The sequence below is a fragment of the Streptomyces sp. NPDC001480 genome (genome assembly GCF_042894725.1).
Lineage (GTDB): Bacteria > Actinomycetota > Actinomycetes > Streptomycetales > Streptomycetaceae > Streptomyces.
Genome location: NZ_JBIAVX010000014.1, coordinates 175,688 through 202,295, shown reverse-complemented (window position 1 = coordinate 202,295; position 26,608 = coordinate 175,688). Strand labels below are relative to the sequence as shown.

The 26,608-nt window shown below is 66.3% G+C and carries 23 protein-coding genes; 12 read left to right on the top strand and 11 right to left on the bottom strand.

Annotated elements, in window-relative coordinates:
• Position 1: 1 nt before the first annotated feature.
• The 8 genes from ACFY01_RS32260 to ACFY01_RS32225 form a co-directional block, all read right to left on the bottom strand.
• On the bottom strand, positions 2–325 hold the full coding sequence (locus ACFY01_RS32260) for a hypothetical protein (RefSeq protein WP_390739284.1): 324 nt from the start codon (positions 323–325) through the stop codon (positions 2–4).
• Positions 315–818: an Imm50 family immunity protein gene (locus ACFY01_RS32255; RefSeq protein ID WP_390739283.1), complete on the bottom strand. Its 504-nt coding sequence runs from the start codon at positions 816–818 to the stop codon at positions 315–317. The genes ACFY01_RS32260 and ACFY01_RS32255 overlap by 11 nt, the downstream gene beginning before the upstream one ends.
• On the bottom strand, positions 802–1,083 hold the full coding sequence (locus ACFY01_RS32250) for a DNA-binding protein (protein ID WP_390739282.1): 282 nt from the start codon (positions 1,081–1,083) through the stop codon (positions 802–804). The genes ACFY01_RS32255 and ACFY01_RS32250 overlap by 17 nt, the downstream gene beginning before the upstream one ends.
• A gap of 55 nt (positions 1,084–1,138) precedes the next feature.
• Positions 1,139–1,636, bottom strand: coding sequence for a hypothetical protein (locus ACFY01_RS32245; RefSeq protein ID WP_390739281.1), 498 nt, complete (start codon positions 1,634–1,636; stop codon positions 1,139–1,141).
• 242 nt (positions 1,637–1,878) lie between these two features.
• A complete protein-coding gene (locus ACFY01_RS32240; protein WP_390739280.1) occupies positions 1,879–2,379 on the bottom strand; it encodes a hypothetical protein in 501 nt (166 codons plus the stop codon).
• Between the two features lie 27 nt (positions 2,380–2,406).
• Positions 2,407–6,798 carry an RHS repeat-associated core domain-containing protein gene (locus ACFY01_RS32235; RefSeq protein WP_390739279.1) on the bottom strand — a complete coding sequence of 1,464 codons (4,392 nt, stop codon included), beginning with the start codon at positions 6,796–6,798 and terminating at the stop codon, positions 2,407–2,409.
• A gap of 12 nt (positions 6,799–6,810) precedes the next feature.
• Positions 6,811–7,122, bottom strand: coding sequence for a hypothetical protein (locus ACFY01_RS32230; RefSeq protein WP_390739278.1), 312 nt, complete (start codon positions 7,120–7,122; stop codon positions 6,811–6,813).
• A gap of 125 nt (positions 7,123–7,247) precedes the next feature.
• Positions 7,248–8,090, bottom strand: a complete 843-nt coding sequence (locus ACFY01_RS32225) for a class E sortase (protein ID WP_390739277.1) — start codon at positions 8,088–8,090, stop codon at positions 7,248–7,250.
• Between the two features lie 285 nt (positions 8,091–8,375).
• On the opposite strand from ACFY01_RS32225, the gene ACFY01_RS32220 reads away from it, so the two are divergent.
• The 6 genes from ACFY01_RS32220 to ACFY01_RS32195 all read left to right on the top strand — a co-directional run bounded on the left by ACFY01_RS32220 (position 8,376) and on the right by ACFY01_RS32195 (position 17,687).
• Positions 8,376–9,851 (top strand): beta-1,6-galactanase, encoded by a 1,476-nt coding sequence (locus ACFY01_RS32220; RefSeq protein ID WP_390739276.1) that lies wholly within the window; start codon positions 8,376–8,378, stop codon positions 9,849–9,851.
• A 128-nt stretch (positions 9,852–9,979) separates the two neighbouring features.
• Positions 9,980–11,014 (top strand): hypothetical protein, encoded by a 1,035-nt coding sequence (locus tag ACFY01_RS32215; protein WP_390739275.1) that lies wholly within the window; start codon positions 9,980–9,982, stop codon positions 11,012–11,014.
• A 283-nt stretch (positions 11,015–11,297) separates the two neighbouring features.
• Positions 11,298–12,875, top strand: a complete 1,578-nt coding sequence (locus ACFY01_RS32210) for an ATP-binding protein (RefSeq protein WP_390739274.1) — start codon at positions 11,298–11,300, stop codon at positions 12,873–12,875.
• A 121-nt stretch (positions 12,876–12,996) separates the two neighbouring features.
• Positions 12,997–15,909: a Z1 domain-containing protein gene (locus ACFY01_RS32205; RefSeq protein ID WP_390739342.1), complete on the top strand. Its 2,913-nt coding sequence runs from the start codon at positions 12,997–12,999 to the stop codon at positions 15,907–15,909.
• Between the two features lie 47 nt (positions 15,910–15,956).
• Positions 15,957–16,937, top strand: coding sequence for a NaeI family type II restriction endonuclease (locus ACFY01_RS32200; RefSeq protein WP_390739273.1), 981 nt, complete (start codon positions 15,957–15,959; stop codon positions 16,935–16,937).
• A 231-nt stretch (positions 16,938–17,168) separates the two neighbouring features.
• On the top strand, positions 17,169–17,687 hold the full coding sequence (locus ACFY01_RS32195) for a very short patch repair endonuclease (RefSeq protein ID WP_390739272.1): 519 nt from the start codon (positions 17,169–17,171) through the stop codon (positions 17,685–17,687).
• Here the strand turns inward: ACFY01_RS32195 and ACFY01_RS32190 are convergent.
• A complete protein-coding gene (locus ACFY01_RS32190) occupies positions 17,665–18,354 on the bottom strand; it encodes a hypothetical protein (RefSeq protein WP_390739271.1) in 690 nt (229 codons plus the stop codon). The two genes, ACFY01_RS32195 and ACFY01_RS32190, sit on opposite strands and share 23 nt — an antisense overlap.
• A gap of 218 nt (positions 18,355–18,572) precedes the next feature.
• Here ACFY01_RS32190 and ACFY01_RS32185 point away from each other — a divergent pair, with 218 nt between their 5' ends.
• From ACFY01_RS32185 to ACFY01_RS32175, 3 genes are all read left to right on the top strand, one after another.
• Positions 18,573–19,250 carry a hypothetical protein gene (locus ACFY01_RS32185; RefSeq protein ID WP_390739270.1) on the top strand — a complete coding sequence of 226 codons (678 nt, stop codon included), beginning with the start codon at positions 18,573–18,575 and terminating at the stop codon, positions 19,248–19,250.
• Between the two features lie 88 nt (positions 19,251–19,338).
• Complete coding sequence (locus tag ACFY01_RS32180) at positions 19,339–20,754, top strand: transcriptional regulator (RefSeq protein WP_390739269.1); 1,416 nt, start codon at positions 19,339–19,341, stop codon at positions 20,752–20,754.
• Positions 20,751–22,565, top strand: a complete 1,815-nt coding sequence (locus tag ACFY01_RS32175; protein ID WP_390739268.1) for a DEAD/DEAH box helicase — start codon at positions 20,751–20,753, stop codon at positions 22,563–22,565. The genes ACFY01_RS32180 and ACFY01_RS32175 overlap by 4 nt, the downstream gene beginning before the upstream one ends.
• 63 nt (positions 22,566–22,628) lie before the next feature.
• Here ACFY01_RS32175 and ACFY01_RS32170 read toward each other — a convergent pair whose 3' ends face one another.
• Positions 22,629–23,759 carry a DNA cytosine methyltransferase gene (locus tag ACFY01_RS32170; protein WP_390739267.1) on the bottom strand — a complete coding sequence of 377 codons (1,131 nt, stop codon included), beginning with the start codon at positions 23,757–23,759 and terminating at the stop codon, positions 22,629–22,631.
• A gap of 75 nt (positions 23,760–23,834) precedes the next feature.
• On the opposite strand from ACFY01_RS32170, the gene ACFY01_RS32165 reads away from it, so the two are divergent.
• Entirely contained in the window at positions 23,835–24,653 is an 819-nt protein-coding gene (locus tag ACFY01_RS32165; RefSeq protein ID WP_390739266.1) for an HNH endonuclease, read from the top strand.
• An 11-nt stretch (positions 24,654–24,664) separates the two neighbouring features.
• On the opposite strand, the gene ACFY01_RS32160 is transcribed toward ACFY01_RS32165, so the two are convergent.
• Positions 24,665–25,297, bottom strand: coding sequence for an ATP-binding protein (locus ACFY01_RS32160; protein ID WP_390739265.1), 633 nt, complete (start codon positions 25,295–25,297; stop codon positions 24,665–24,667).
• A 216-nt stretch (positions 25,298–25,513) separates the two neighbouring features.
• Between ACFY01_RS32160 and ACFY01_RS32155 the strand changes: the two genes are divergently transcribed.
• The gene (locus ACFY01_RS32155; RefSeq protein ID WP_390739264.1) at positions 25,514–26,359 is read left to right on the top strand and encodes a helix-turn-helix domain-containing protein; all 846 of its coding nucleotides are present in this window, start codon (positions 25,514–25,516) and stop codon (positions 26,357–26,359) included.
• Positions 26,360–26,557 (top strand): DUF397 domain-containing protein, encoded by a 198-nt coding sequence (locus ACFY01_RS32150; protein WP_390739263.1) that lies wholly within the window; start codon positions 26,360–26,362, stop codon positions 26,555–26,557.
• Positions 26,558–26,608: the final 51 nt, after the last annotated feature.

Below are 26,608 nucleotides of genomic sequence, written 5' to 3'. Positions count from 1 at the left end.
ATCAGTGACTCCCCGCCGGATACGTGCGGTTCTCGGCGAGGCGGGCAGCGGCGGCCCGGAAGGTGATCCCGGATCGCGGAGCACCGAGGACGACGTCGAAGCCCGTGTCCGCACGGACGGACACCCGGACGTCCTGCGCTTCCTCGGCGCCCCACCCGGTGACCGTCAGACGGCGCACTCCCGTGAACACGACATGGAACTCGCAACCCTCGCCCCGCTCCACCTTCTCGAACCCGAGGGTCACCGAATCCCCGCGCTCGTCGATGTGCACGTAGAAGAGCCCGTACCCACCGGCTTCCACGAGCGCCGGCCAGTCACCGCCCATAGAAGCTCTTCTCCTCCGTTGCGGGCAGCGAGCGGTACCGCAGCGCATCGACCTTGCCCAGGAACAGATGCCGCCCACCGTCCGACCCGTCGGCCCCACCCCTGAACGCACTCACATGCCCCAGGGTCACGAACTCACTGCACTCGAACCGCAAGGACACCCCCTCGCCGGCCACTGTCACCCGCATACGCCGCTCGGTCCCGAACGGAGCGAGGTCGATGCCACTGACAGCGGGCGGATTCCATTCGCTGAGGGAAAGACGCTCCACCGCCAGGAACTCCAACTGACACTGCACGGTGTCCGCGCCCTCTTCGACCCACTCAGGTGGCGGGAACCGCGGGAAGGACGGCAGATCGACGCGCAAACGCACCGTTGGCCCCCGCCAGTTCAGGTTGAGGGACCGAATCCGGAAACGGCTCGGCTGCGCAGGAACCTCACCGTAGACGGCCAGGAGCGCTTCCGAGTTCACCAGACGCTCAGCGATACCCCGCATCCGTCACCCCTCCAGCCTCTGCGCAGTAATCGGCAACCCAGACGTCGAAGTCCTCCCGCCCGTGCAGGTACTGCCCTGGCGCCACCATGAGATCCACTCCGGACAAGCGGTCGAGCGCCATCCAGATCCTGTCGTCACGCAGTTCGGGCGCGTCCGACTCCATCGCGCTCATCGCCCAGTCGGCAAGCTCACCACGACTGACGGCCCCGGCAACGAGGAGGCTCAGCCGAGAGCGGATCTCGCCCGCCAGCCCTTCGGCGCCCATCAGGAACCAGAATCCGCCGGCCGTCCCACCGCCTGGCATCGCTCCCCGCCCCGGGTCAGCAGGCACTCGCCGCAACCCAGTCACCCGCACCCGCCAGCACGGGACCAGTCACTTCCTCCCCGCCGGAGACGTGAGCGAGCCACCGGAAGTCATCGCAACCGAAGAAGTCCTCACCCCACGAGTCCACCCAGACCCGAGCAGCACCGTCACCCGTCTCCGTGAGGTCCCACCAGGCCCAGCCACGGAACTCGTTCTCCGGATCGAACTGATAGAGCCAGTTCTGCAGCTCCCACTTCCCGTCCCCACCCTGACGGCACGCGACGGCGAACCAGTCGGGGACGAGATCGACGGGAAGATCCGAACCGTCGAAGGGATGGGACAGCGCGAGGCGCAGCGCGGCATCGAGCACCGCCCGCATCCGGGCGCCGAACTCCGCCACAGAGCATTTCGTGCGGACGTCGAAGGCGGAGAGGACGGGTGGCACCTCCTCCGGCACGGGCCGCCGCGCCAGCCTCAACCGCTCCCGCTCGATGTCCTCGATCTCGTGAATCACGTGTTGCTTCCTCCGACCACGATGAACTCCAGCACGCTGCCGGAGAGCTTGCCTCCACAAGCGCGCAGGTCAGCACCGCCGGCCGGATGAGTGACACGCAGAGGCTCTCCGACAACGGCCCCGGCGAAGTCCGCTTCGGTCGCCACCCCGGAAGCCACACGCTTGTCGAGCGGAACCAGATCGGTTCCATGAGGACCGGTTTCGGGTCTGCGCCATGCGCACCAAGGCCAAATCACTGCCCCCTATTGAAACTCGGAACGCTCTCGGTACTCCTCCAACGCCACCCGGAAGAACCGCGCACTGGAATCGTCCACGGGGTTGTCCATGTTCAGCATCGGGAGGTTCACCTCAACCGCCGAGATGAGGTTCTCCCGATCCGGTTCCTTATTCCATTCGGCGATCGCCTGGAAGGAGCGTGTCGCCCCGTAGTATGCGGGCTGGATATCCTCGTACCCGGACTGCACCTGCCAGCCCCCTTGGCCGTCGCGAGCCATCGGAAGTGTGGGGGGAACGATGATCAGGTCATGCCAGCCGTCACCTCGACGGTTCTCGAGGATCTGGGCCTTCTGGAAATCGGGGCGGCTGCCGTAGCGCTCGATCGCGAAGATACCGGCCATGAGCACTGCATCGACCGGCGTTTCGGCGCGTAGACCGCGTTCGAAGAGCACGTCGTCGCAGCCCTCAAAAACGCGCCGCCACCTGTCCAGGGTTTCGGCCTTCTGTGATGTGATGACGAGTTGCAAAATCGCTCTCTAATTGTGAGGTCTCGGTCAGGGAACCGGCATCCCAGGAAGGATACGGATACGTCCCATCTTCTCAAGGGCTTCCGTGGGCAGGGCCATGGCCTCGATGCCACCTGCCTCCACCAATTGGACTCTACTGATCTCCGGAATGTGATCAACATGGATGGTCGACCGTACCAGGGTGTACGGGCCCTCATGAGGAAACCGTCCGTACATCTCTCGTGCGTAGGCGGAAGCTCCCTCCGCCGTGCTGGAGAAATACTTCGTCTCGATGCCATCCGGATTTCGGAAGGTTCTGGTGCTCGCGATCTGGTCGAGCTCCTTGTTCATCACCGCGCGGTACACGTATATCTCACCTGGGTTCAGTTTGTCCTCACGGCCAGTACAGGACAGCAGACCCAGCGGATCGACCCAGGAATGGGGGTTGTCGACGTACCCGTAGTGGTTGGGATCCGGCTCGAGTCCGAGCGGGTCAGGCGAGGCATAGCGCCCGATCAGCGGGTCGTAGTACCGGAAGTAGTTGTAGTGCAGGCCGGTTTCCGGGTCGAAGTACTGGCCCGGGAAGCGTAGCGGGGTATATGCCGTGCTGCCGACGGCCCATGCCGTGGTGCCCCAGAGCGTGGCTCGGGTGCGCCAGGCTATGTCACCGTTCTCAGCGACGAGTTCCGTGGGAGTACCCACAAGGTCGGTGACGATGGCATAGAAGCGTGAGTCGATCTCGTCCTGTGACGAGTCGCCGGCGAATATCCGCTCGGTCTGGACGAGAGGCCGGTGCGCGTCGTACTCCCAGGTCAAGGTGACGGAGGACGGAAGGTCACCGTAACGCGTCGTCTGCTCGCAAAGTGTGGCGCCGTCCCAAGTGAAGTCGACTCGCTCGGCGACCGTCGTCCCGTCGCTGACGAGCTGTTCCTTCGCGATGCGCCGGCCCAGTGGGTCGTAGCTGTACCGCCACGTTGTTCCGTCCGGGGTGACGACCGATGTGAGCCGGTCCTCGGCATCCCATGTGTAACGCCAGATGTCGGGCTTGTGCGACAGACGGACCCGTCGGCGCAGGACCACACGCCCAGCCGCGTCGTACTCGTACCGGACGCCTCCGGCCCGCAGGACCCGGGTGCCGAGGTACTCGCGTCTCCCCTGTCCCTCCCCTCCCGGGTGGCCGGCCGGCCATGAGGCATCCGTCTGATTGCCCAGCGAGTCGTATGTGTAGGTCTCGCTCCACTCCTCGGCCCGCACACGCGCAACGCGACCGACCGGGTCCAGATCGAACTCCCGTGTGCTGCCGTCCGCCTGCCTGACGCCCGTCAGATGGCCGTCTGCCCGGTAGGTGTAGGACCGTTCCTGCACGGAGCGTCCCGCGGGGCCCGCGACGGTCTGGGTGTTCAAGCGCCCCAGTGGATCGAAGACGGAGGTGAGAGTCACGTGGTCGCCGATGCGGCGGGTGACCTCACGTCCCGCCGCGTCGTACGCGAAGCGCACGGTGCGTCCGGACGTCGCCAGCTCGCTGCGGTTCCCGGCCGCGTCGTAGGCCCAGGTGCTCACCACCCCGCCGGGCGTCGTACGGCGGGTTCGGCGACCGAGGTCGTCGTAAGCGCAGCTCAGAATGCGGCTCGGCAGTCCGTCCGCGGTGACCGTTTCCGCGCGCAGTTCACCGCGTTCGTCCCACGTCCTCTCCAGCACCACGTCAGCCCCGGAGGCACGGACCAGGCGACCCGCCGTGTCGTACGAGTAGTCGGTGGCACTGCCCGACACGTCCTTGCGGATCACTTGGCCCAGCGCGTTCCGCGAGTAGCAAATGACATCGCCGAGCGGCGTCGTGCGGGTGGCCAGACGACCATTCGCATCGAGCCCGTAGCGCTGTACTCGGCCGTCGAAATCCGACTCAGCGACCAGGTGACCGGCGGCGTCGTATTCGTATTCCCAGACCAGTCCGAGCGGGTTGAGTACTCGAGTGAGCCGGAGTTCTGTGTCGTAGGCGAACTCGTGACGCACACCGTCCGGGCCGGTGCGGGCCGAGAGCAGATCGAAGTGGGTGTATTCGAAGCGCGAGACGCCGCCGTAGGCGTCGGTGTGATGCGTGCGGTTCCCCTCGCCGTCGTAGAGCCACGTCTCCTGAGAGCCATCGGCCGCCGTGCGGCGGGCGAGCCTGCCCTCGACGGTCCACTCCAGATGTGTACCGGCCCCCAGCGGATCCGTCAGGACAACGGGACGGCCGAAAGCGTCCCGCTCACAGGAACTCACTCCGCCCAGAGCGTCGGTCACTTCCACGGGCAGGCCGGCCTTGTCGTTACGGAGCACGACGCTCTGCCCGAGGGCGTCGGTCACACGTGAGATCGCACCGACACGGTCATAGCCGAAGCGTGTCGTACGACCGACCGGGTCGATTACGGCCAGCAAGTTGCCCGAACCGTCGTACTGGTGCACCCAGCGTTCCCCACTCGGTCCCTTAACGGAGATCGGCTGGTCCAACTCGTTGTGCTCGGAGCGCACATCCCCGCCGTCCGGGCGGACGACCCGGATGACGCGGCCTCGGTCGTCGTGGGTGAATCGAGTGGTCTGGCCGAGTGGATCCGTGACCGCGACGAGTTGGAGGTTCTCGTCCCAATCCTGGGTGGTGACGTTGCCGAGCGGGTCCGTTTCACGGACCAGACGGAGGTCCTCGTTGTGCTCGTAGACACGGGTGTGACCGACGGAGTCCGTGACCCGCGTGGTGCGGGTGGCGGTGTCGTAGGTGAGAGCGGAGGCAAGAGCGCCGCCGGTGCCATCGGTCGCGATGACGCGGCCGTGGTCGTCGTACCGGTACCAGTACGTGATGTCGTTGCGGTCGGTCCAGGAGGTGATGCGGCCGTCGGTGTCGTAGGTGTACCGCAGTGGCAGGCCGGAGGAGTTCGTCTCCTCGGTCAGGTGGCCCTGCTCGTCGTAGCCGAAGGTGAGCAGGGTGGTGCCGGGCCGGTCCGGGGCCGCCGGGTCGATAAGGCGCAGCCCGGTGATGCGGGAGCGGGCGTGGTCGAGGTCGATCGCGATGCGGTAGCCGCCGGAGTGGACGACCGCGCCGGGGATGTCGCCCTCGGCGTACTCGATGGTGATGCGGTTGCCGTTGCGGTCCTGGATGTGCTGCAGGGGCAGGTCCACGGCCGTGTCGCCGGCGGCGGCCACCGGTGAGTGGAAGACGTACGCCAGCCCGGTGTCCGGGTCGCTGACACGCACGGCGCCGTCGACCTCCGCGTCCCAGGACAGCAGCAGCCGCGAGCCGGCCGTGACCGGCCGGACGGGCTCGTCGCTCTCCACGTCCGGGCGCGGGAAGCACAGCCGCGCCCCGTCCGCCGCCGCGTAGACGAAGCCTTCGTCATCGGCCTGGACGCGCTGGTCGAGCGTCGAGGCCCAGGACGGCCCGAACCAGCCGCCCCACCGGTACGACGAGAGGTGCGTGCGCTCCAGCACCAGCGGCAGCACCCCCGGCAGCGACACGTCCGTACGCGGCAGCGACATGTCCCCGGTGGCCACATCGATCGGGTCCCGCACGAACTTCTTGACCATGTTCCGGATCGAGGCCGGCAGCTTGTCGAAGCCCGGGTTCAGCTTCAGCCGCTCGAAGGCCGCGCAGTCCAGCCCCATCGACTTGCTCAGCTTCGCCAGAGCCGCCGGCCCCAGCGCCTTGAGCCCCTTGCCGAGGGCCTTGCCCAGCACGCCGAAGCCGACGCCCATCAACGCGCCTTCGGCCAGGATCCCCGCCAGCTTGTCCGGGTCCCCGAAGGCGGAAGGGTCCTCCAGCATCGTCTGGAAGGCGGTGAACTCCATCCCCTCCTTGGCCATCCGCCCGACCGCCGCGACCCCCCGGATCTCCTTCAGCGCCTTCAGCGCCCGCTCCACCCCCCGGATGACCTCCATCACCCCACGCACCACGGACCCGAGAGCCGTCCCCTCCTCCTCGATCCGCCCGACCAGCGCGACCACCTTCAGCGCCCGCTCACCGGCCATCAGCGTGGACGCCACCTCCGACGCACCCGCCGTCAGGATGGACAGCGCCAGCCCCGCGATCTCGAACTCCGCGATCTCCGCGAGCATCACACCGATCTCGGACAGCAGCTCATGCGCCTTGTCCGCGAAGTCGTCCAGCGCCTTCGCACCCTCCCGCAGCGAATGCGCCATATCCGTCGCGGACTTACGGGCCGCCTTGGACCGCTTGTGGAAGGCCTTGGCCGCCTTGCCCTCCCACACCACCCCCGCCAGCGCCCGATCGGAAGCACCGGCGGCGTCCTCCAACCCCTTGGCCAGCTGCCGCCACTTCTTCGCGATCTCCCGGACCCCGTCCGGATCCACCGCCGGATCCGAGATCCCCAGGAACTCCAGCCCACTGGCGATCGAATCGCCGAACATGTGGTTGAACTTGTTGATGTAGTGCAGCGGGTTGAGATCCACCATGACCGCGGCGCCTCAGCCCTTCTTCGCCCGGGCCTGGGCGGCCAGCAGCACGTCCAGCAGGTCGAAGGCGTCGGACACCTCACCGATCAGCTTGGCCTCCGCCTCCCACTCCTCGTCCAACTGCTCGGTCAGCTTGGACAGGGTGGTCATGCCCTTCTCTATCTCGTCCTTCGCACCCAGCAACGACCCGAGCGCCCCCAGCGCCTTCAGGTCGTGCTGCTGCTCCTTGAAGTCGGCGAGCGGCTTCGCCGTGTGATGCCCCACCGTCCGCAGCCCCGCGGCGGCCTTGTGCATCGACGTGGCTTCCTTCTTCAGGTCAGACATGCGGCCATCCCCCGTACTTCACTCTGTGCACATGCCAACCCCACGACACTAGGGAGACGGGTTATGCGGGAGGTATGGGGAAGCTCAAGCAGCGGCAAAGAACGCAGACCCGGCCCTCGCTGTATCTACGTACGCGGCCGCATCGACACCAACTTCCCCCACACCACCATCCGGTACCGGGAGGTGAAATCCGGGGTGCACGTCGTCAGGGTGATGTAGTACCCCGGCTCGCTGTACCCGTACGCCGGCCTGACGACGGACCGGGGTACGGGCCGGATGACCCCCGAGTCACGCGACGAGGTCTGCGGAAGGATCTTGTCGACCGTGTACGTGTACGTCGCCGAGCGCGTCTCGACCTCCACCGTGTCCGCGCGGCGCAACCGCGGCAGGTGGCGGAACGGCTCGCCGTGCGTGTTCCGGTGCCCGGCGACCGCGAAGTTCCCGGACTGGCCCGGCTGTTGGGTGCCGGGGTAGTGCCCCACGTACCCCCGGTTGAGGACGTTCGGCTTGCTCACGCCCTCCGCGATCGGGACGCGCAGCCCGAGGCGCGGGATGGTGAGGATGGCGTAGGCCTGGGAGCTGCGGGGTCGCGTCGAGTCGGTGCCGGCGGCGTACCGCTGCCCCGCGGTACTCCCCGTACCCGACGGGGAAGACGACGCCGTGGACGACGTACCCGCACCGGAAGACGCCCGGCCGGAGCCCCCACCAGCGCCCCCACCAGCGCCCTCGCCGGAGGAACCGCCGCCCCCCGCCCCCCATGCCCGCTCCAGCGCCTCCACCTTCCGCTCGGCCCCCCGCCGGGCCTCCCGGTTGGTCCACCACAGCTGGTGCACGACCAGGAGCGCGAGGACGACCCCGACGGTCACCAGGACCTCGCCCCCGCCCCACAGCACCCGCCGGCGCCGGGCGCGCCGCCGCAGGGTGCCGTGCCGCACGACAGGCAGCGGCCGAACGACGGAAGCCCGCATACGCAGTACGCCCCCTCACACGCCACCTCGACCAGGGCCGCCCGCACGATAAGGCGCGGGCCTCCAAGTCACCAGAGCCGCAGGGATACCGGTTGGCCGCCCACCGGCCGATCACTTCCTACACCGGTTTTAGAAAGGGCTGTCGCAACCCTCGACAACCCCACGGGCCACACCCGATGCTTCCCCTTGGCATGCGGGGGGACGAGTCGACACCGGCCCGGTCGAGGTACCACCGACCCGGACGACCGGTGTCCGAGCCGCACGGAGAGGCAGACGACACAAGCCATGATCCGACGCAGAACACTCCTGGCCGCCGCGGGAGGCGGCCTCCTGGGCAGCGCGCTCGCCACGGGCACCGCCCGCGCCGACGCGACGATCGCCGTCAACCCGTCGACGACCTACGGGACCTGGGAAGGCTGGGGCACATCCCTGGCCTGGTGGGCGAACGTCTTCGGCGCCCGCGACGACTTCGCCGACATCTTCTTCACCACCAAGTCGATGACGTACAACGGCACTTCACTCCCCGGCCTGGGCCTGAACATCGCCCGCTACAACCTCGGCGCGTGCAGCTCGAACAGCGTGGGCGGCGCGAGCATGGTGGCCTCCCCCAACATCCCCGCGTTCAAGCAGATCGAGGGGTACTGGCAGGACTGGAACAACGAGGACCCCACCTCCTCGGCCTGGAAGTGGACGGCGGACGCCACCCAGCGCGCGATGCTGGTGAAGGCGACGGCCCGCGGCGCGACCAGCGAACTCTTCGCGAACTCCCCCATGTGGTGGATGTGCCTGAACCACAACCCGTCCGGCGCCTCCGACGGCGGCAACAACCTCCAGTCCTGGAACTACCGCCAGCACGCCTCCCACCTCGCCGCCGTCGCCCTCTACGCCAAGAACAACTGGGGCGTGAACTTCGCGACCGTCGAGGCCTTCAACGAGCCCAGCTCCGGCTGGTGGACGGCGACCGGCACCCAGGAGGGCTGCCACATGGACGCGACCGTCCAGGCGGCCGTACTCCCCTACCTGCGCAGCGAGTTGGACAAGCGAGGCCTGACGACTACGAAGATCTCCGCGTCCGACGAGACGAGCTACGACCTGGCGCGCACCACGTGGGGCTCCTTCAGCTCCACCACGAAGGGCTACGTCAACCGCGTCAACGTCCACGGCTACCAGGGCTCGGGCGGCCGCCGGGACCTGCTCTACACGGACGTGGTGACGACCGCCGGCAAGGCCCTGTGGAACTCGGAGACGGGGGACAAGGACGGCACCGGCTACACGATGGCCTTCAACCTCCTCTACGACTTCCGCTGGCTGCACCCGACGGCCTGGGTCTACTGGCAGGTGATGGACCCGTCGACGGGCTGGGCGATGATCGCGTACGACCAGAACACCCTGCAGCCGACGACGATCCAGACGAAGTACTACGTGATGGCGCAGTTCAGCCGCCACATCCGGCCGGGGATGAAGATCCTGGACACGGGCGTGAGCAACGCGATGGCGGCCTACGACGCGTCGGCGAAGCGACTGGTCATCGTGGCGCTGAACACGTCCACCTCGGCCCAGACCCTGACCTTCGACCTCTCCCGCTTCACCACGGTGACGGGCGGCTCCGGCGGCCTGGTCCCCCGCTGGAACACGGTCACGACCGGCGGCAGCGACCTCTACGCCTCCCACTCGGACACCCACCTCTCCGGCAAGACGGTGAGCGTGCCCTTCGCGGCGCAGGCGGTGCAGACGCTGCAGATCGACGGAGTGACGGTGTAGGGCGACGGGCGACGGCGACGCGACTGCCCCTCGGCGGACCGGACGGGGGGGCACCGCGGACCGGTGACCGCGGGACTTGTAGGAGTTCGCCCCTCCCCTTGTCACCGGTCGGCAGTACGGTGTCCCCCATGCGCCCCGACACGCCTGCCGAGAACGTCGACCACACCGCCGAAGCGGCACGCCTGGAGCGGACCGCCGGCCTGTACCCGGAGGACGCCGAGGCCCTGCTCCTCCAGGCCGCGGCCCACCTGGAACTCTCCGGCGACCGCCCCGCCGCGACCGCGCTGTACGACCGCCTGCTGTCGCCTTCCGACGGCTCTTCGCCCGGCTCTTCGGCCCGCCTGGAGAACCCCCACCTCGTACGCGCCCTGAAGGCCTCCAACCTCTGGGAGTACGACCACGAGGCCGAGGCCCGCGCGATCATCGACGGCGTACGCGCGAGCGCTCCGCGGGATCCGGCCCCCTGGGTCATCGTGGCGGAGGCCCTCGAGTCCCACGACGAGCTGGAGGCGGCGCACGACACGTTCACGGAGGCCGCGACGCTGCTCCTGACGGACATCGCGGAGCCCCCCTACTCCACCCATCCCCTCCTCTACGGCCGCCACCGCGTCCGCCGCATGCTCGGCCTCCCCCACGACGACTGGGACGCCCTCGCCGACACCCTCCACTCCTCGCCCGTCTCCCTGGACGAACTCCACGACCCCAAGCGGGTCTGGTCCCTCGGCTCGGACAACCCCGCCGAACTGGAAGCGGAGATCTCCCGCCTGCGAGCCGAGCTCGGCACCTACCGCGAGGCCCTGTCCCGCCCCTTCCCGGTCGCGATCCTCCACTGGCCCGCCGACGAGCTGACCGAACTGCTCACCGCGTACCCGAGCCTCGCGACGGAGTACCCCTCCCACGACCAGCACCTCGCGACCATAGAGTCCTCGCTGAGGGAGCTGGCCTCCTCCGGCACCCCGAACCTTGGGATCGTGACGGGGACGGTGCCGTCCTATGAGGCCTTCGCCGCGTCGGAGGGGTCTTCCCCGGCGGACGTGACTTTGCTCCCGCAGTACGCGACGACGCTGGCGGCCCGGGGGCGGGCTGTGGCTTGGCCGCCTCAGCGGGGGGTGGCTTGCTGGTGTGCGTCGGGGCGGGGGTACGAGGGGTGCCACGGGGCGTGATCGGGTCGCCTCAACCTCGGCCTGCCTGCCGTCCAACCGCCTGAGGAAGCCCCCAACCAGTCGGGCTCAGCTCGATCCGGCGTAGGGGCGTTATGTACGCAAGGAGGGATATGGGAGGAAAATCCCAGGCCAAAGCTGCCGACAAATAAGGGACTTATCGCCCCTGTTCGGCATCCACCTCCCCCTATGTCCAACCTTTGCAGTACGGTCACATCCACCGTCTATTGGATGTAGGGGGCCGCTATCTGTGGAGCGGGCCCTGACCTGTGCATTTTGAGGAACCATGCCCTACGAGCCCGGCGCCGACTGGCAGTACGACGTCCCCACGACCGGCAGCAAGCGACTCCCCCCGGCGGCCAGGTCGTTCGAATCGCTCGCGCACCAGGGCTACGGCTTCGAGGCGGCCATCGCCGACCTGATCGACAACTCGATCGACGCGGGAGCCCGCAACGTCGTCGTGAGTTTCCTGCGGGACACCGGTGAGCGCGGCGGACGAGACCGCCTCGTCGGGCTGCTCGTCATCGACGACGGCCACGGCATGGACGAGGCGGGCCTGGACACGGCGATGACCGTCGGGGGGCGCGAGATGTACGCCGCCGGCGCCCTCGGGCACTTCGGCGCCGGGCTGAAGGCCGCCTCACTGTCGCACGCCGACGCGCTCACCGTGATCAGCCGAACCAAGAGCAGCCCGTCGGCCGGCCGCCGCTGGCTCACCGCCCGTGCGCAGGCTGATTTCACCTGCGACATCGTCGATGCGATGTACAGCCAGAGCCTGGTCGACCGCTACGACGGGATCATCGGCTGGCACGGCACGATCGTGCGCTGGGACCAGGTGCGCGCGTTCGAGACCATCACCACCGGACAGACTGACCGCTACCTCAATGACGCGATCGAACGGCTCGAGACCCACCTCGGTCTCTATCTCCACCGCTTCCTGGCCCACGACGACTTCCACGTAGACATCGTCGTCGAGGACGTACACACCCGCGAAGAGCTGGACCACCGGGGCGTGGAGCCCATCGACCCGTTCGGCTACCGGGTCCCGGGCCGCCCCGGTTATCCCCGCACGTATGTCGCGCCTGTCGAGGGCGTAGGCGATGTCGCACTCACCGCACACATATGGCCGCCCAAGTCACCGCTCGTCGCATACCGCGGCATCGGACCGCTCGCCGAGCGTCAGGGCTTCTACCTCTACCGCAACGACCGGCTCGTCCAGGCCGGCGGCTGGAACGACACCCGGAGCCCGGAGGGCCACCTGGCTCTCGCCCGCATCGCCGTCGATCTGCCGCCCGAGCCCAACGACGTGTTCGCCTTGACGGTCAAGAAGGACGGCGTCCAGGTCACGCCGGCGTTCGCCCGAGGGCTGGAGAAGGCAGCAGACGCCGCCACCGGCCACACCTTCACCGAGTACGTCCGCGAGGCCGAGACGACCTACCGCGAAGCCGCCAAGCGGCGTACCGAGGTCAAACGCCTGGCCGTCATCCCACCCGGAAAGGGCATCGACCCGAAGCTGAAGCGGACGCTGCGGGACGAACTGCCGCAGCTGGAGGGCGACGACCCCATCACCTTCACCTGGGCGAAGCTCGACGTACCTGCCGGAGCCGACTCCGCCGAACTGCTCTTCACGATCGACCACAAGGAGCGCCTGGTCGTCCTCAACAAGGACTACCGGCACGCGTTCAACGGCGGCCGACGCGGGGGCTCCAACGATGCCCCGGTCCTCAAGAGCCTTCTCTATCTGATGCTCAACGAGATCTTCCAGAAGGAGCGCGTCTGGGCCAACCAGACCGACAAGGTCGCCCTGTGGAACAGCGTGCTCGTCACCGCGGCCCGGGCCGAACTCGCTCGCGCCGAGGGTTAGCTCACCCCTCTCCCCCCACCCCTTCCCGTCCCCCTAGAGAGGCCGCCCAGCCGCCGTGACCGCCGAGAACACGCCGACCCCCGACTGTCTCACCGACCTCCACGGCGAGGTCCTCGACGCGATGAGCCGACGCGGCCCCAAGCACTTCGCCAAACTCGCCTTCGTGCTCGCCGACGCCGACGAACCAGCGGACACGGACATGTCCCACTTCCGCGACCGCATCCTGGCCGCTGACGCCGGCGACGAGTTGCTCGCCCTCTGGCGCAGCAAGCTCACGGCATGGGACTTCGAACAATCCCCCACATGGTCGGCCACCGCGCCTCGCACCCCGGAGCGCCGTGCCGAGGTCTACGACAAGCTCGCCTTCGGCGCGGACCTGCGCAAAGCGCTCGACACAGCCGTCCCGGTCCACAAAGAACCGGGCCCTGTCACCATCAGCCGTGATTTCGAGCCCTGGTACACCCGGGAGCAGGCCGCGAACCGCTCCTTCTACTGGACTTCGTACGAGCGGCTGCTGCGCCGCAAGGGCTGGAGCGACGCGGCGGTCTCCAGTCTGGACGAGGCCGCCCATGCCGTCGTGGAGCGGCTTGCCGACCCCACCCGCGACGACCCTTATGGCGCACGCGGGCTGGTCGTCGGCTACGTACAGTCCGGCAAGACCGCCAATTTCACCGGTGTCACGGCCAAGGCCATCGACGCGGGCTACCGCCTGGTCATCGTTCTGGGCGGCACCCTGAACCTGCTGCGCGGTCAGACCCAGCGCCGTCTCGACATGGAACTGATCGGCCAGGAGAACATCCTGGGCGCGGCCGACCCGAACGACCCGGACGCCCTGGTCGGCATCGACTACCAGGACGACGAGGACTGGCCCGCGAAGTTCGTCTCGTTCGGTGCCCGGCCCTCCCTGCTCGGTGCCTTCGACATCGAGCGTCTGACGTCTCGCGACCGTGACTACATGTCACTGGAGCGCGGCATCAGTGCCCTGGAGTTCGAGAAGCCCGATCGCACCCGGCCCCTGTACGCCCCGGCCAACCTGCACGCCGCTCGTGCCCGCGTCATGGTCGTGAAGAAGAACAAGTCGGTTCTGGAGAAGCTGGTCAAGGACCTCAAGAAGATCGGTCCGATCCTCGGGGAGATACCAGCCCTGATCATCGACGACGAGTCGGACCAGGCCTCGGTGAACACGACGGACCCCAAGAAGTGGGAGGCCGGCACGGTCACCCGGACCGCGATCAACGGCCAGATCAGCAAGCTGCTCAAGCTCTTGCCTCGCGCCCAGTACGTGGGCTACACCGCGACTCCCTTCGCCAACGTCTTCGTCGACCCGGGTGACGAGGAGGACATCTTCCCGCGCGACTTCCTGATCTCCCTGCCCCGCCCCACCGGCTACATGGGCGTACAGGACTTCCACGACCTGGACGGCGTCGAGGACGGCGAGGAGGAGGCCGAGAAGAAGCACGTCCGAGGCATCTACGACTCCACGGGCGACCGGCTCCAGGAGGCCTTGGACGCCTTCGTTCTCACTGGCGCACTCAAGCTGTACCGAGTTGACCACGGCGTCCCGGAGGGCCCATTCCGCCACCACACCATGCTGGTGCACGAGTCGGTCAGGATGGCCGAGCACGCCGCCCTCGCCCTGCGCATCAGCACGATGTGGCACAACGGGGCGTACACAGGGCCGGAAGGCCACGCCCGCCTCGCCTCCCTCTTCGAGAGGGACTTCCACGCGTACGCGGACGACGCCTTGCCCACCCCGGCGGCGTACGCGGACCTCAAGCGCTACATCTCCCGCGCCCACCAACTCATCGCCAAGGGTGGCACCCCGGTCATCGTCGTCAACGGAGACAGCGAACGCGACTACGCTCAGCCCGATCTGGACTTCGACCGCACCCCGAACGTGTGGAAGATCCTCGTAGGCGGCACCAAGCTGTCCCGTGGCTTCACGGTCGAAGGCCTGACGATCACGTATTACCGCCGCACCACGCAACAGGCCGACACCCTGATGCAGATGGGTCGCTGGTTCGGTTTCCGGCCCGGGTACCGCGATCTCGTACGTCTCTACATCGGCCGTGAGGAGTCTCTCGGGCGTGGCCGCACTGCCAAGACCGTCGACCTGTACGAGGCCTTCGAGGCGATCTGTCGCGACGAGGAACTCTTCCGCGCCGAACTGGCCCGCTACGCACCTTTGGTGGACGGCCGCCCCCAGGTCACCCCTGCGCAGATCCCACCGCTTGTGGCCCAGCACCTGCCGTGGGTGAAGCCGTCTGCTCGGAACAAGATGTTCAACGCGGAGTTGGTGGAGGTACGGTCACCGGGTACGCCGATCGAACCGGCGGCGTACCCGCAAGACGACAAGATGACGGCACGGAACACCGAGCGCTGGAAGCCCGTCCTCGCGGCAGTCAGTGGGGCCCCAACGACTTGCCGACTGCTGCCGGATGACACTTCACCGCTGTCCCGTAGCTTCCAGGCAGCTACCACGGTGATCTCGCACGCCCAGCTCCTTTCCATTCTCAGCTCGCTGGAGTGGGAAGAAGGCAACGTGCTCGCCCCGCACCTGACCTACCTGTCCCAGCTCGACGGACGTCTGGCCAAGGTCGATGACTGGCTGGTGATCGCTCCGCAGCGCACACAGCGCAACCGGATCGAGGCGACCGTGCTGGGCCAAGGCCCCTTCTCCCTGTTCCGCCGAAGCCGCCAGTCCGGAAAGCTGTCCTTTGGCCGCATCTCGAGCCTGGAACATCGTCTGTACGCCCAGCAGTTGATCGACGGATCAAACTCAGCCTTCGCTGGAGACAGCTCCGCCGTGCTCGGACCGACTCGAGGTGTCCTCCTCCTGTATCCCGTCGTAGAAGCCACCCAAGACGATGAGGTGGAGGTCGTTGCCGCAACAGGCAGTGCGGCGGCTGACCGGGTCATCATGGCTTTCACCATAATCCCACCGAAAACAGCCATCGACACGAAACAGCGTCTCGTGCGCTTCCAGACAAGGGATTCCACTCGTCCGGATGCGGTTGTCGTCAACGCGTCCTGAGGCGCCATGGCTCGACATGTAACGAATGACTCACCGGCGGGGAGAGCATGCTTCCTTTCGAAGAGGCCGATATCAAGGCCGCTGCTTCGGTCGCCCTACAGCATGCGGCGTCCGGAGTGGACCATGAACTCGACAAGGTCTACGAGCACATTAAGGCGCTCGACCCTACGGGCCGTCGGTTCGCCAGGGCCCTTCGCGACACCATCGACCAGCTGCTCAACGGCGAGGTAACCGGACGCTACGACTGGAAGACGCTCTTCAAGACCGAGAAGACTCACGCGGGAACTCTGGTGGAGATCAACTTCCAGCGTGAGTTCAGGTTCGCGGACGGCAAGGCTATGGACTACCAGATCGCCGGCGTCGACGTCGACTGCAAGTACTCCCAGCAGTTCGGCGGCTGGATGATTCCACCAGAAGCAGTGGGCCACCTCTGCCTGCTGGCTTGGGCGGACGACTACAAGTCTCTCTGGAGCGTCGGCCTCGTCCGGATACGCAACGAGTGGCTGAATACGGGGAACAACCGTGACCTCAAGCTCACGATCAAGGCGAGTCACCGAGACAAGATCAAATGGATCTGGCATGACGAGGATCTCCCGGAGAACGTGCTGCTCCACATGAATGCCGCAGACCGGGACGCCGTTTTCACAGCGAGCTCGGGGCAGCGCCGATTGAACGAACTCTTCCGGCGAGTCCAGAAGCGACGCATCGGCCGAAACGTGGTGCGCACAGTGGCCCAGCAGAAGGACTACATGAAACGGGTCCGCGGCAACGGCGGCAGCCGGTCGGCACTGAGGGCGGAGGGCATCCTCATCATGGGGGACTACGCCAGCCACCGCGAGATCGCCGACCGACTTGGCCTTCCTCTCCCCGAAGAAGGCGAATTCGTCAGCGCCCGTGTGGCCCCCTCCGGACCCCAGCACGGGGATGCCCCGCGAGTCTCCCTGGACGGGAAGGAATGGGTCCTCGCTCAGCCGGATGACCTGGTTGTACCCGCACCGGATCTTCCTTCCCACACCAGAGCAGACTGACGCCGGACGCGCCGTTCACATTTGCCTGCCGCAGTACCCTATAAGCAAATAAAGAGTCCGATTGCCACAAATAGCACACCATGAGATTCATCAAATGCTCGGTCCTCAACGTGCCCGGCCCCTACCTGATGATGGACGGCGGAGACCGGTCGCAGCGAGATCACCGAACAGGACTGTCTTCTCCTGATGGAACGTTGCCGCCAACTCTGCCCGGCTGATAGCTCACTACTGATGACTACTCCCACCCCAGAACCAGATCAGTCCAAGGCCGCCTGGGTGCCGCCCGAGGGCTCTTGGGCGTCGTCCGCCGCACGCCGCCGCAACATGCAGGCGATCCGGAGCCGGGACACCACGCCGGAACGGCTTGTCCGCCGACTGGTGCACGCCCAAGGTCTGCGCTACCGAGTGGCGGCTCGTCCGCTGCCCGACCTCCGTCGCACCGCCGATATGGTCTTCCGGCCCGCGAAAGTAGCCGTATTCATCGATGGGTGCTACTGGCACGGCTGCCCTGAACACTACGTTTCCCCGAAAACCAATCACGGCTACTGGTCCGACAAAGTGGCCCGGAACATGACCCGGGACCGCGATACGGACGAGCGCCTGCGGGCAGCCGGCTGGCTTGTCCTGCGCTTCTGGGAGCACGAGTCAGCGGAAGAAAGCAGTGCAGCGATCTGCCAGGCGGTGATATCGAGGCGTCCGGCCTCTCCTGCCGGCAAGGCAGACTCCGCTACAGAGCCAGGGACATCTTGAGTACCCGCCGGGCCATGATGTTGTCTTCGATCCGCAGAAGCTCATAGGCGATCTCCGCAAGCTGGCGCCCATCGCGTCCGGTCTGCGCGTAGCGGAGTATCACGTCTGCCTCGGAACCCAGCCCGCATGCCTGGCACGCGGCCACCGCGTGAGCCACTTCGGCCGGCTCGCTGGCCACGCCCACGTGCCTCAGGATGCCGGCAACATCCTCGGCCCTTCGGTTCTGCTTCATGTCCAGCAGAGTCAGCGCGGTGGGCCAACGACCTTGCGCGTGTTGCCGGTCCCCCTGCGCTCGGGGGACCGGCAACACGGTGCGCTCGCAGTTCGCGCACACAGCCGCCGGCGGTTCACATGCCTTGGCCCGAAGGTTCTCAAGCTCTTCCCAGGTGATTGGCATGGAGGCGTCGCTTGTCCTCGCGACTGTCTCGGCCAGTTCGTAGATTCCGCGGATCACCTCAGGCTTTGGCTTGTGGATACGTGCGTTGAGCAGGTCGGAGAGTGCGCTCGCCGAGGTGTCGCAGCCGCGGTCCCGCCTCGCCAGCTCCTTGTGTATCTCCCTCAGAGAGAGGCCGACCACGCTCAGCAAGCGGCGCACGGCCCTGGCCAGAGCCTTTCTCTCCTCCGGTATTCCAGCATCCAGTTCTTTGAAGCGACCCGGTCTCGGCACGCCAGCTCCTTCTGTCCCACCCCGTCAAAGCTTTGACGACAGTGTGCCTCTGCCCATCCCCCACTGGACCCTCAGTTTTGTCCGGATGCTCATCCGGACACCCAGACACTTCGCTTTCAGGCGGTCTTGCTGTTCCGTTGTGTCTTGCGGGCCACTGTCAGGCACCAACTGTCCTGACACGCAGTCGGGCTGGCCCGCTCAGGCTCTGCGAGGTGGAGATGAGCACGGCCTTGCCTTCTTGGCAGGACAGCAAACTGGGCACGATGAAGCGCGCCGCTCTCTGGCTCGTCCAGGTGGTCGGCGAGGGGAACGTCTTCACCAAGACGGAACTCCGAGACGCCTTTCCGGATGTGGCGCAGATCGACCGCCGCATGCGGGATCTCCGCGACTTCGGATGGAAGATCGACACCAAGCGCGAGGACATCGACCTCGATGCGAACGAACAGCGCTACGTCCAGCGCGGCGAAGCCGTCTGGGAGCCCGGCCGTGGCACTCGTCCGAAGAGCGCGATCACGGTGAACCAGCGCCGGGAGCTGCTGGCCGCCTACAACCACAAGTGCAGTTCGTGTGGTGCCACTCCCGGGGACACGTACACCGACTCGGAAGTCACCGCTCAGCTCGATGTGGCCAAGCGCGAGGTCCGTCTGCCGAACGGCACGAAGGCTCAGCAGTACGTCGTCGAGTGCAACCGGTGCCGAGTCGGCGGTATCGGTTCCACGTACGACGTGCCGGCGCTGCTCTCGGAGGCCTCCGCGCTCCCTTCGTTCGAACTCGACATCCTGAAGTCCTGGATCAGGGAGGATGCCCGGACCTTCAGTTCCGTGGAGGATGTCTGGGCGAAGTACCGGGCACTGCCGGCTGAGGCACGCGAAGCCTTCCGCAGCGGCTTGGGCTAAACGCCGATGGGGGCGGGCCAGCCGCCGGCGACCGCCCCCACCCGTTCCAAACCGGTCCCACAGACCGCTCCAGCTATGAGAGGTAATCATGCCGACGGACTTCGGCGTCCCGCCCACAGCGAACGAAATCCGCGCCAAGGTGGAGCAGCGTCTCCAAGACGCGCGCTCAGGAGACTCTGTACCCGAAACACTCCGGGTGGAGTTCCGGGGTCGTCCGATCCACGTCGAAGTCATCGACATGCCGGTGGATGAGCTCTACTACAATCCGGCAACTCACAGGGTCAGCGCACAGCGCGCCTACGACCCCGCACAGGAAGAGGCACTGACGAAGGACCACTGGTCCGAGGCCGGCCAGGGCTACCTGCACCAGCTGCTGATGGCGAAGCCGTCTGACCCGCACCTGCGCGACCCGGATTTCGAAAAGCTGAAGCAAAGCCTCCAGGACCACCATCAGAACGAGCCTGGGCTCATCTCCCGTGATGGTGTTCTCGTCAACGGAAACACCCGGCGAGCCGCTCTCAAGGAGCTCGGTGTCCAGTCCATCCGCGTAGGTGTACTGCCTGCCAGCTGCACCTGGGACGACATTCGCTCTGTCGAATTGTCGTTGCAGCTCAGGCCCGACCGTCGACGTGAATACTCCTACATCAACCGCCTGATGGCCGTTGAGGAGCAGATCCAGCAAGGTCTTCCTCTCGCTGCCATCGCCAAGCTGTTCCACACCTCGACACCCGCACTTGAGCGAGACACCTGGGTTCTCGGACAGTTGCGTGATCTAGTGAAGCGCAGCGAGCACGGTCGGGCCAAGCTACGACTGATGGATTTTGAAGACGCTCAGGAACGCTTCGCTGAGCTGTACCGGACCTACGTCAAGGAGAAGGCCAAGGACAAGGAGAAGGCCGACACCCTGCTTGAGTACCGGCTGGCAGCCATCGTCCTTGATGTCGCCAAGACCGACATCCGTTTCATCCGCACGGACTTCCGGGAAAGCTATCTGGCTCATCGTCTGCCTGAGGGTCCCTGGGACATGCCTGCGGCGTCTCCGAAGGCAGTCTCCATTCCGGGCCTCAACCGCAGTGTGCCAGGGCCTAGTTCTGAGACCGCCAAGGCGCGTGCCCTTACTGACACGCTCCTCAGAGCCAAGGCCACGCAGAACTCCGGGACCACCGCGACTCCCGAAGAGATGGTTGAGGCCAACCGCTCCATAACCCTGCTGGAGAAGGCGTTCGACGAATCGATCGATGCCGCTGAAGATGCGATCCGCAAGCAGAAGAAGCGGCTTGTCGCTCCCGACCGCATCATCGCCGCAGTCGATGATCTTCAGCAGTGCGTCACAGACCTGGTACTGGCGCGGGGCAACAACAGCCTGGACGAGGGTGCTTTCGACGACACGCTGATCGTGCTCAGGCAAACGCTGGCCAAGCTGTCAGCGGAGGCGTCAAGGAGCATCCAGCTCCCAGGGGAGGGCCTTTCGTGGCTGCGTGAGGCCGTGGCAGACCAGCGATGACGCACTCTGACCTCCCGTCTCTCCGGATTGCCTTCGACATCACCAGGACGCGGGCAGTGCTCCGTGCCCGGCCCGGTCTGGAAGGGGACTTCGGGATGCTGGCCACCCGGGTGACTCCGGGTGGCCAGCGTGGCCCGCTGACCTCGGATGCCGATCTGGACAGCTTTCTGTTCTCCATCGGCGAGCTGGCCAGCTGGCCCCACTCTGATGTCGAGTGGGAGCCTGAGCTGGCCAGCCTGGTCACCGGTGTCCTCGATGACGCCGAGACTGTGCAGACCCGGCTCAGCTCCTCAGCTGTCATTTCTGATGAGGTACCGCTCGCGCCCGACGGCGTACACGCACTGCTGGGCGCAGGCTGGCAAGCAGACCTCACTTCGTTCCAGCTGAGGGACATCACGGAGCTGCTGTCACTGGGACACGGCGCTAACTTCAGCGTTCCCGGTGCCGGCAAGACCCGGACGGCGCTGGCGGTTTTCAGTGCCTTGCGCGAGCGGGGAGAAGTCCGGCGCCTGCTCGTCGTATGCCCCAAGCCGGCGTACGAGGCCTGGCAGTTCGAAGGAGACGCCTGCTTCAAGGAGCCCTTGCTCACTTCCGTCATGGACAGTGGGTTCCCCGATCCACGAGCTGATGTCGTTCTGGTCAACTACGAACGGCTGGCTGGCTCTGTCAGCCACCTGTCAGAGTGGCTGCGTACGGCCCCGGCGATGTTCGTGCTTGATGAAGCGCACCGCATGAAACTCGGAGCCCGCGGCACCTACGGCTCCGCCTGTCTGTCGCTCGGGCCGCTGGCCCGGCGGCGCCTCATCCTCACCGGGACACCAGCTCCAAACGGTGCCCGGGATCTGGAGAGCCTCCTCTCGTTCGTCTGGCCAGGACGCGGCAAGCAACTCGTCGTCGAAGCGGTCAGCGGCGGGGATCTCGCTTACGCCAGCCAAGCCCTGCGCCCGCTGTTCACTCGGACGACGAAGAAGGAGTTGGGCCTCCCACCCTTCGAACCCACAGTCCGCTATGTCGATCTCCCGCCACTGCACCGCGAGTTGTACGACGCGCTCAAGGGGGATCCGTCCGCACGCCGAGGTGACCTGGCCGCACTCGGCAAGGCGGCCATGCGCACGCTCATGGCCGCAATCAGCCCGGCCCTGCTGGCCCCGAGCGACACCCCCTATGAAGCGCTCGCCTTTCAGCTTCCGGCGCTTGACGTCTCCGACGACGACTCGCTTCACTCTCTGCTCCAGCGGCTCCCTCGGCATGAACTGTCGCCCAAATACGAGGAAACCGTTCGCATCGTCGCGAAGAACGCACGGGCCGGCCGTAAGACACTGGTCTGGACTGGGTTCATTCGAAGCCAGAAAACCCTGGAGGAGCTACTGGCGCCGCATGCCCCAGCTTCCGTCCACGGAGCCACCCAGGACCGGGAAGCTGAGCTCAGCCGCTTCCGTGAGGACCCATCCTGCATGGTCCTGATCTCCAACCCCGCGACCCTGGGCGAGGGGATCAGCCTTCACCAGGTCTGCCATGACGCCGTGTACGTGGACCGCGACTTCATGGCCGGCCGCTTCCTCCAGAGCCTTGACCGCATTCACCGGCTAGGACTGCCCCCAGCAACCGAGACACGCGTGACCGTACTGGCCGCCCGGGGCACGATCGACGAAATCGTGGCCGTGCGCCTCGAAAAGAAGCTGCACTTCCTGGGCAGCGTGCTCGATGACCCGGCGGTGCGCCAGCTAGGCGACCTCCAGGAGGAGGAGAGCACGGGCCTGGGCATGGACGCCGATGACATCCATGCCCTGCTCGCGCACTTGAACAGCTGACTGCCCTGACGGACGGCTGAGCTGCGACACCGTCTACGTGCGCCGCGGCTCGGCCGCCCTCAGTCACTTGCTGGCGGCGCGGTTGCGGTCCGCCTTGAGCACTTCCATGATCGATTCGCCGATGGCCTGTGCGACGGGCGGCGGAAACGCGTTCCCGACCTGCCGGTACTGGGCCGTCTTGCCGCCCGAGAATTCCCAGTACGTCGGGAATCCCTGAATGATCGCAGCTTGGCGAACCGTGAGCATGGGCCCCCCGGCACGAAACAGATCGCGATCCTCAGTGCCGGTCGGCTTGCCGTCTACAGGCGCGTTGGCCACACCCATGCCCGAGACGCCCAGATTTGCCCATGCCTTCTTAGCCCGGCTGGGGCCGAGGTCAGCGCCACCGTGCTTCTTGGAACCGCCCACGAGCGTGGGGGCTACGCCCTTTTTGGAGCGGTCTGCCCAATCGTCGAAGACCTTCTGCGCCTGGGCGGCTTTAATTCCCTGCAAAAAGGGTGCGATGCGCTCTTGCATCGTGCCCTCAAGCGCCTCATAGACCGTCACCACCTCGGCGCTCGGCGCAGGAGCTTCGTACTTCAGATCCTTGAGCACGTCTTTCCGGAAAGCGACGAGAATGGAACGCGGCCGAAGCTGCGGAACACCGAACTCCGCCGCCTCGTAAACGTCCCACCCCACGACCTCGTAGCCTGGCCGCCCGTCCTCGTCAGCCCCCATCTCCTCAAGGCTGGCCTGGATCCGTGACCTGTAGTCGTCGAACTTGGGGTCCATGAGTCCGCGGACGTTCTCGATCATCACGGCGCGAGGACGGATGAGTTCGGCCAGCTCCAAGATACGCGGGAAGAGATCACGCTCATCGTCCTCACCGAGCTGCTTGCCAGCGTGAGAGAAGGGCGGGCACGGCACGCCTCCGGCAAGCAGGTCAACCTCACCCCGCTTGTAGAGACCGGCACTCTTCACCAAGTCACGCGCGGGGTCGAACTCCACCACGTCTTGGCAGAGAACATCGCAGTTGGCGCGCTCCCAGTCCCACTTGGGGTGCACCTCGATGTTTTCGCGCAGGGTCGCCACCGCATACTTGTCGATCTCGACGAGGGCGAGGTGCCTGAAGCCCGCCAGGTGCAGTCCGATCGCCTGTCCGCCAGCACCGGCGCAGATCTCGATCGACGTGTAGTCCCGGTCAGTGCCCGTCATGGCCCCTCCTCTTGCACGAATTCCAGTGACGCCTCATACGGCAGCCATCACAGAGGGTGACATGACCCACTGACATTGCGACTCGACACGGCGGCACACACCAGTGTGCGGCATCCTCTGCCCCACCTCGGTCACCAACAGCATGACAATTTCGAATGTCCGTACGATACCGCTGCGGCGCAAATCAACTGGGCACGTGACGAGCTGCTGCTGGCCTGCGCGCTCGTTGTCGAAAACGGCTGGCGTGAGCTGGGGCCAGCGGACGAGCGGGTGCAGCACCTGTCCAAGCTCCTTAGGAGGCTTCCGTTGCACGATGGCGCGGCGGAAGATCCACGGTTCCGCTCCCCTGGCAGCGTCAGCTTCAAGACCGGCAACATCGTGACAGCCCGTGCCGGGTATCACGGGGGCACCATGAAGGGCGGCCAGCTGACCCGTGAGGTGGTGGCCGACTTCACAGAGCGCACCGCCGAGATGCTCGCCGCCGCCCGCGCTCTGCGTGCGGGCTTGGCATCCGCCGAAATCGTCCGCATACCTGCCCAGGATGGCGAGACCGATTCGGCACGCGAGGGTCAGCTCCTCAGACGCTGGGCCCTCTACCGTGAGCGAAACAAGCCCCTGCGCGACCGAAAGATCCAGGCAGCCCTGGAAGAGGGCGCCCGTCTGCGGTGTGAGGTGTGCTCGTTCGACTTTGCCGCCGCCTACGGCGATCTGGGAGACGGCTACATCGAGGTCCACCACAGGCTGCCTCTCCACATATCGGGCGTGACGGAGACCCAAATCGCGGATCTTGCCCTCCTGTGCGCGAACTGCCACCGCATGTGCCACAAGAGCTACCGCGGAGAATCCTGGCGCACCCCGGACGCCCTCCGGACGCAGATACAGAAGTCCGCTTAAGCGCTGCCCCACTAGGCCGCGCCCGCTTCGGCTTCGTAGTGCATCTGAGCTTGGTCAAGGACGTCGTCCGGGTCATGGCCACGAGCAGCGGTCCAGTGGAGCAGGTCCGCGATCAGTTCAATAGCTGACTCCTCCATGCCTGCTTCCCGACCTTTGCCGCGCAGCCGAGCACGGCCATCAGTGCCCTGGTAGCCCTCAAGCGCTTCGACAGCTCGCTCAATGCGTCGGCAAGTGCGCCCCGCGCTGAGCCGGATCTCGCACCACACCGCCTTGCCGACCGCTGTCAGTATGGTTCCCCAGTCATCGGCCAGCGTTGCGAGCAAGTGCAGGCCGCGGCCGCACTCCTCGTCGCACTCCGCCGCCCTGAGGGTGGGGACCGCAGGGCTCTTGTCGTGCACCTCGAGTCGCAGCCGCTCGCCTCTCCACTCCAGGATCAGCGTCGCTGACGTGCCTTCGCCTACGTGTTTGATCACATTGGTCGCCAGCTCTGTCACGAGCAGACTGGCCTCATCAGCGGCCACGGGCATTCCCCACCGGTCCAGTTGCCTGGTCGTAGCTCGCCGCAGGAGCCGCACCTCTGCCGGCGCCGCCTCGAAAGGCAGGACGCAGCGGAGTCGGCGTTCGGGGGCCTCGCAGTCGGGCATGATCGCTCCTCCCTCCCAAGCTACGCAGAGCTGCGCCTGCCGTGTCCGTACGGCTGCACTACGTAGCTGTCGGTAAGGCGAGCATGACACAGAGAAATCTCGCTGTGTAACTTCTCATGAGAATCTATTGAGTGAATGCGATGGTGAGCCGCTGGGACGCGTACCTAGCCTGTTGGGATCTCGGGCATTGACCGAGGTACACAGCGAAGGAGCCGAATGTCAGAGCGGATGACCACCCGCCGCCGCCAACTGGGCGCCACTCTCCGCAAGTTTCGGACCCGCGCAGGGCTGACGTTGGAGGAAGCCGGGCAGCTTGTCGGTGTCTCGAAGGCCACAGTCAGCCGGTACGAGACCCAGGCCGGGCCGGTCAAGTGGATCGTCGTCGACGCCCTGTGCCGTGAGTACGGCGCGACGGAGGCCGAGCGGCAGGCCGTCGTCGGGCTCGCGAAGGACGCCAAACAGCAAGGTTGGTGGAGTTCCTTCGCCGACTCGATCCCCGAGAGCATGAACCTGCTGCTCACGCTGGAGGACGAAGCCGTCGGTGAGAGCCACTTCTCGTGCGTCTATGTACCGGGGCTCCTGCAGACTCGCGCATACAGCACAGCGCTACAGAAGGCGAACGAAGTACCCCTTGAGGCCCCGGAGATCGAGCGTCTGGTCGATATCCGGATGATGCGGCAGGACATCCTTGCCCGGCCGAAGCCGCTGCGGCTCTGGGCGATCCTCGACGAGTCCGTGATCCGCCGCGTCGTCGGGTCGCCGCAGATCATGAAGGAACAGCTCGACCGGCTGCTCGAAGCCAACGAGTCCCCTCACATCACCCTTCAGGTGCTGCCCTTCTCCAAGGGTGCTCATGCGGCGGCACTGGGCAGCTTCGTCATCATCGGTGGCCGTGAACCCGCTCTCGACGTGGTGTACGTCGACTTCCACACCGGCTCCCTCTTCCTGGAGAAGGACGAGGAACTGGAGCGCTACCGACTTGCGTTCGAGTACCTACGGGCACAAGCGTTGGACATGGAGGCTTCTTCCGCCGTGATCCACCGTGCTCGCAAGGAGTTGTGAATGACCGTCGGCACGCAGTCCGTATCCGACCCCGTCTGGTTCAAGTCGTCGTACAGCGGCGGGAACACCACCGAGTGTGTGGAGGCAGCCTTCGTAGCGGACTTTGTGCTGATACGGGACTCTAAGCGGCCCGGAGGGTCCCGCCTCACCGTGTCGGCCGAGGCGTGGCACAGGTTCTTGGTCACATCCGCGAAGTAGTCGAACGGCTCGTTGGCAACGACCTCAGGTGGGCCCGGAGTAAGGGCTGAT

Coding starts and splice junctions, on each gene's coding strand:
- ACFY01_RS32150 (WP_390739263.1), top strand. CDS start 26,360: ATGACCGTCGGCACGCAGTCCGTATCCGACCCCGTCTGGTTCAAGTCG.
- ACFY01_RS32230 (WP_390739278.1), bottom strand. CDS start 7,122: ATGTCTGACCTGAAGAAGGAAGCCACGTCGATGCACAAGGCCGCCGCG.
- ACFY01_RS32220 (WP_390739276.1), top strand. CDS start 8,376: ATGATCCGACGCAGAACACTCCTGGCCGCCGCGGGAGGCGGCCTCCTG.
- ACFY01_RS32185 (WP_390739270.1), top strand. CDS start 18,573: ATGAGCACGGCCTTGCCTTCTTGGCAGGACAGCAAACTGGGCACGATG.
- ACFY01_RS32235 (WP_390739279.1), bottom strand. CDS start 6,798: ATGGTGGATCTCAACCCGCTGCACTACATCAACAAGTTCAACCACATG.
- ACFY01_RS32170 (WP_390739267.1), bottom strand. CDS start 23,759: ATGACGGGCACTGACCGGGACTACACGTCGATCGAGATCTGCGCCGGT.
- ACFY01_RS32160 (WP_390739265.1), bottom strand. CDS start 25,297: ATGCCCGACTGCGAGGCCCCCGAACGCCGACTCCGCTGCGTCCTGCCT.
- ACFY01_RS32210 (WP_390739274.1), top strand. CDS start 11,298: ATGCCCTACGAGCCCGGCGCCGACTGGCAGTACGACGTCCCCACGACC.
- ACFY01_RS32200 (WP_390739273.1), top strand. CDS start 15,957: ATGCTTCCTTTCGAAGAGGCCGATATCAAGGCCGCTGCTTCGGTCGCC.
- ACFY01_RS32215 (WP_390739275.1), top strand. CDS start 9,980: ATGCGCCCCGACACGCCTGCCGAGAACGTCGACCACACCGCCGAAGCG.
- ACFY01_RS32260 (WP_390739284.1), bottom strand. CDS start 325: ATGGGCGGTGACTGGCCGGCGCTCGTGGAAGCCGGTGGGTACGGGCTC.
- ACFY01_RS32175 (WP_390739268.1), top strand. CDS start 20,751: ATGACGCACTCTGACCTCCCGTCTCTCCGGATTGCCTTCGACATCACC.
- ACFY01_RS32255 (WP_390739283.1), bottom strand. CDS start 818: ATGCGGGGTATCGCTGAGCGTCTGGTGAACTCGGAAGCGCTCCTGGCC.
- ACFY01_RS32195 (WP_390739272.1), top strand. CDS start 17,169: ATGACTACTCCCACCCCAGAACCAGATCAGTCCAAGGCCGCCTGGGTG.
- ACFY01_RS32155 (WP_390739264.1), top strand. CDS start 25,514: ATGTCAGAGCGGATGACCACCCGCCGCCGCCAACTGGGCGCCACTCTC.
- ACFY01_RS32205 (WP_390739342.1), top strand. CDS start 12,997: ATGAGCCGACGCGGCCCCAAGCACTTCGCCAAACTCGCCTTCGTGCTC.
- ACFY01_RS32225 (WP_390739277.1), bottom strand. CDS start 8,090: ATGCGGGCTTCCGTCGTTCGGCCGCTGCCTGTCGTGCGGCACGGCACC.
- ACFY01_RS32250 (WP_390739282.1), bottom strand. CDS start 1,083: ATGGGCGCCGAAGGGCTGGCGGGCGAGATCCGCTCTCGGCTGAGCCTC.
- ACFY01_RS32180 (WP_390739269.1), top strand. CDS start 19,339: ATGCCGACGGACTTCGGCGTCCCGCCCACAGCGAACGAAATCCGCGCC.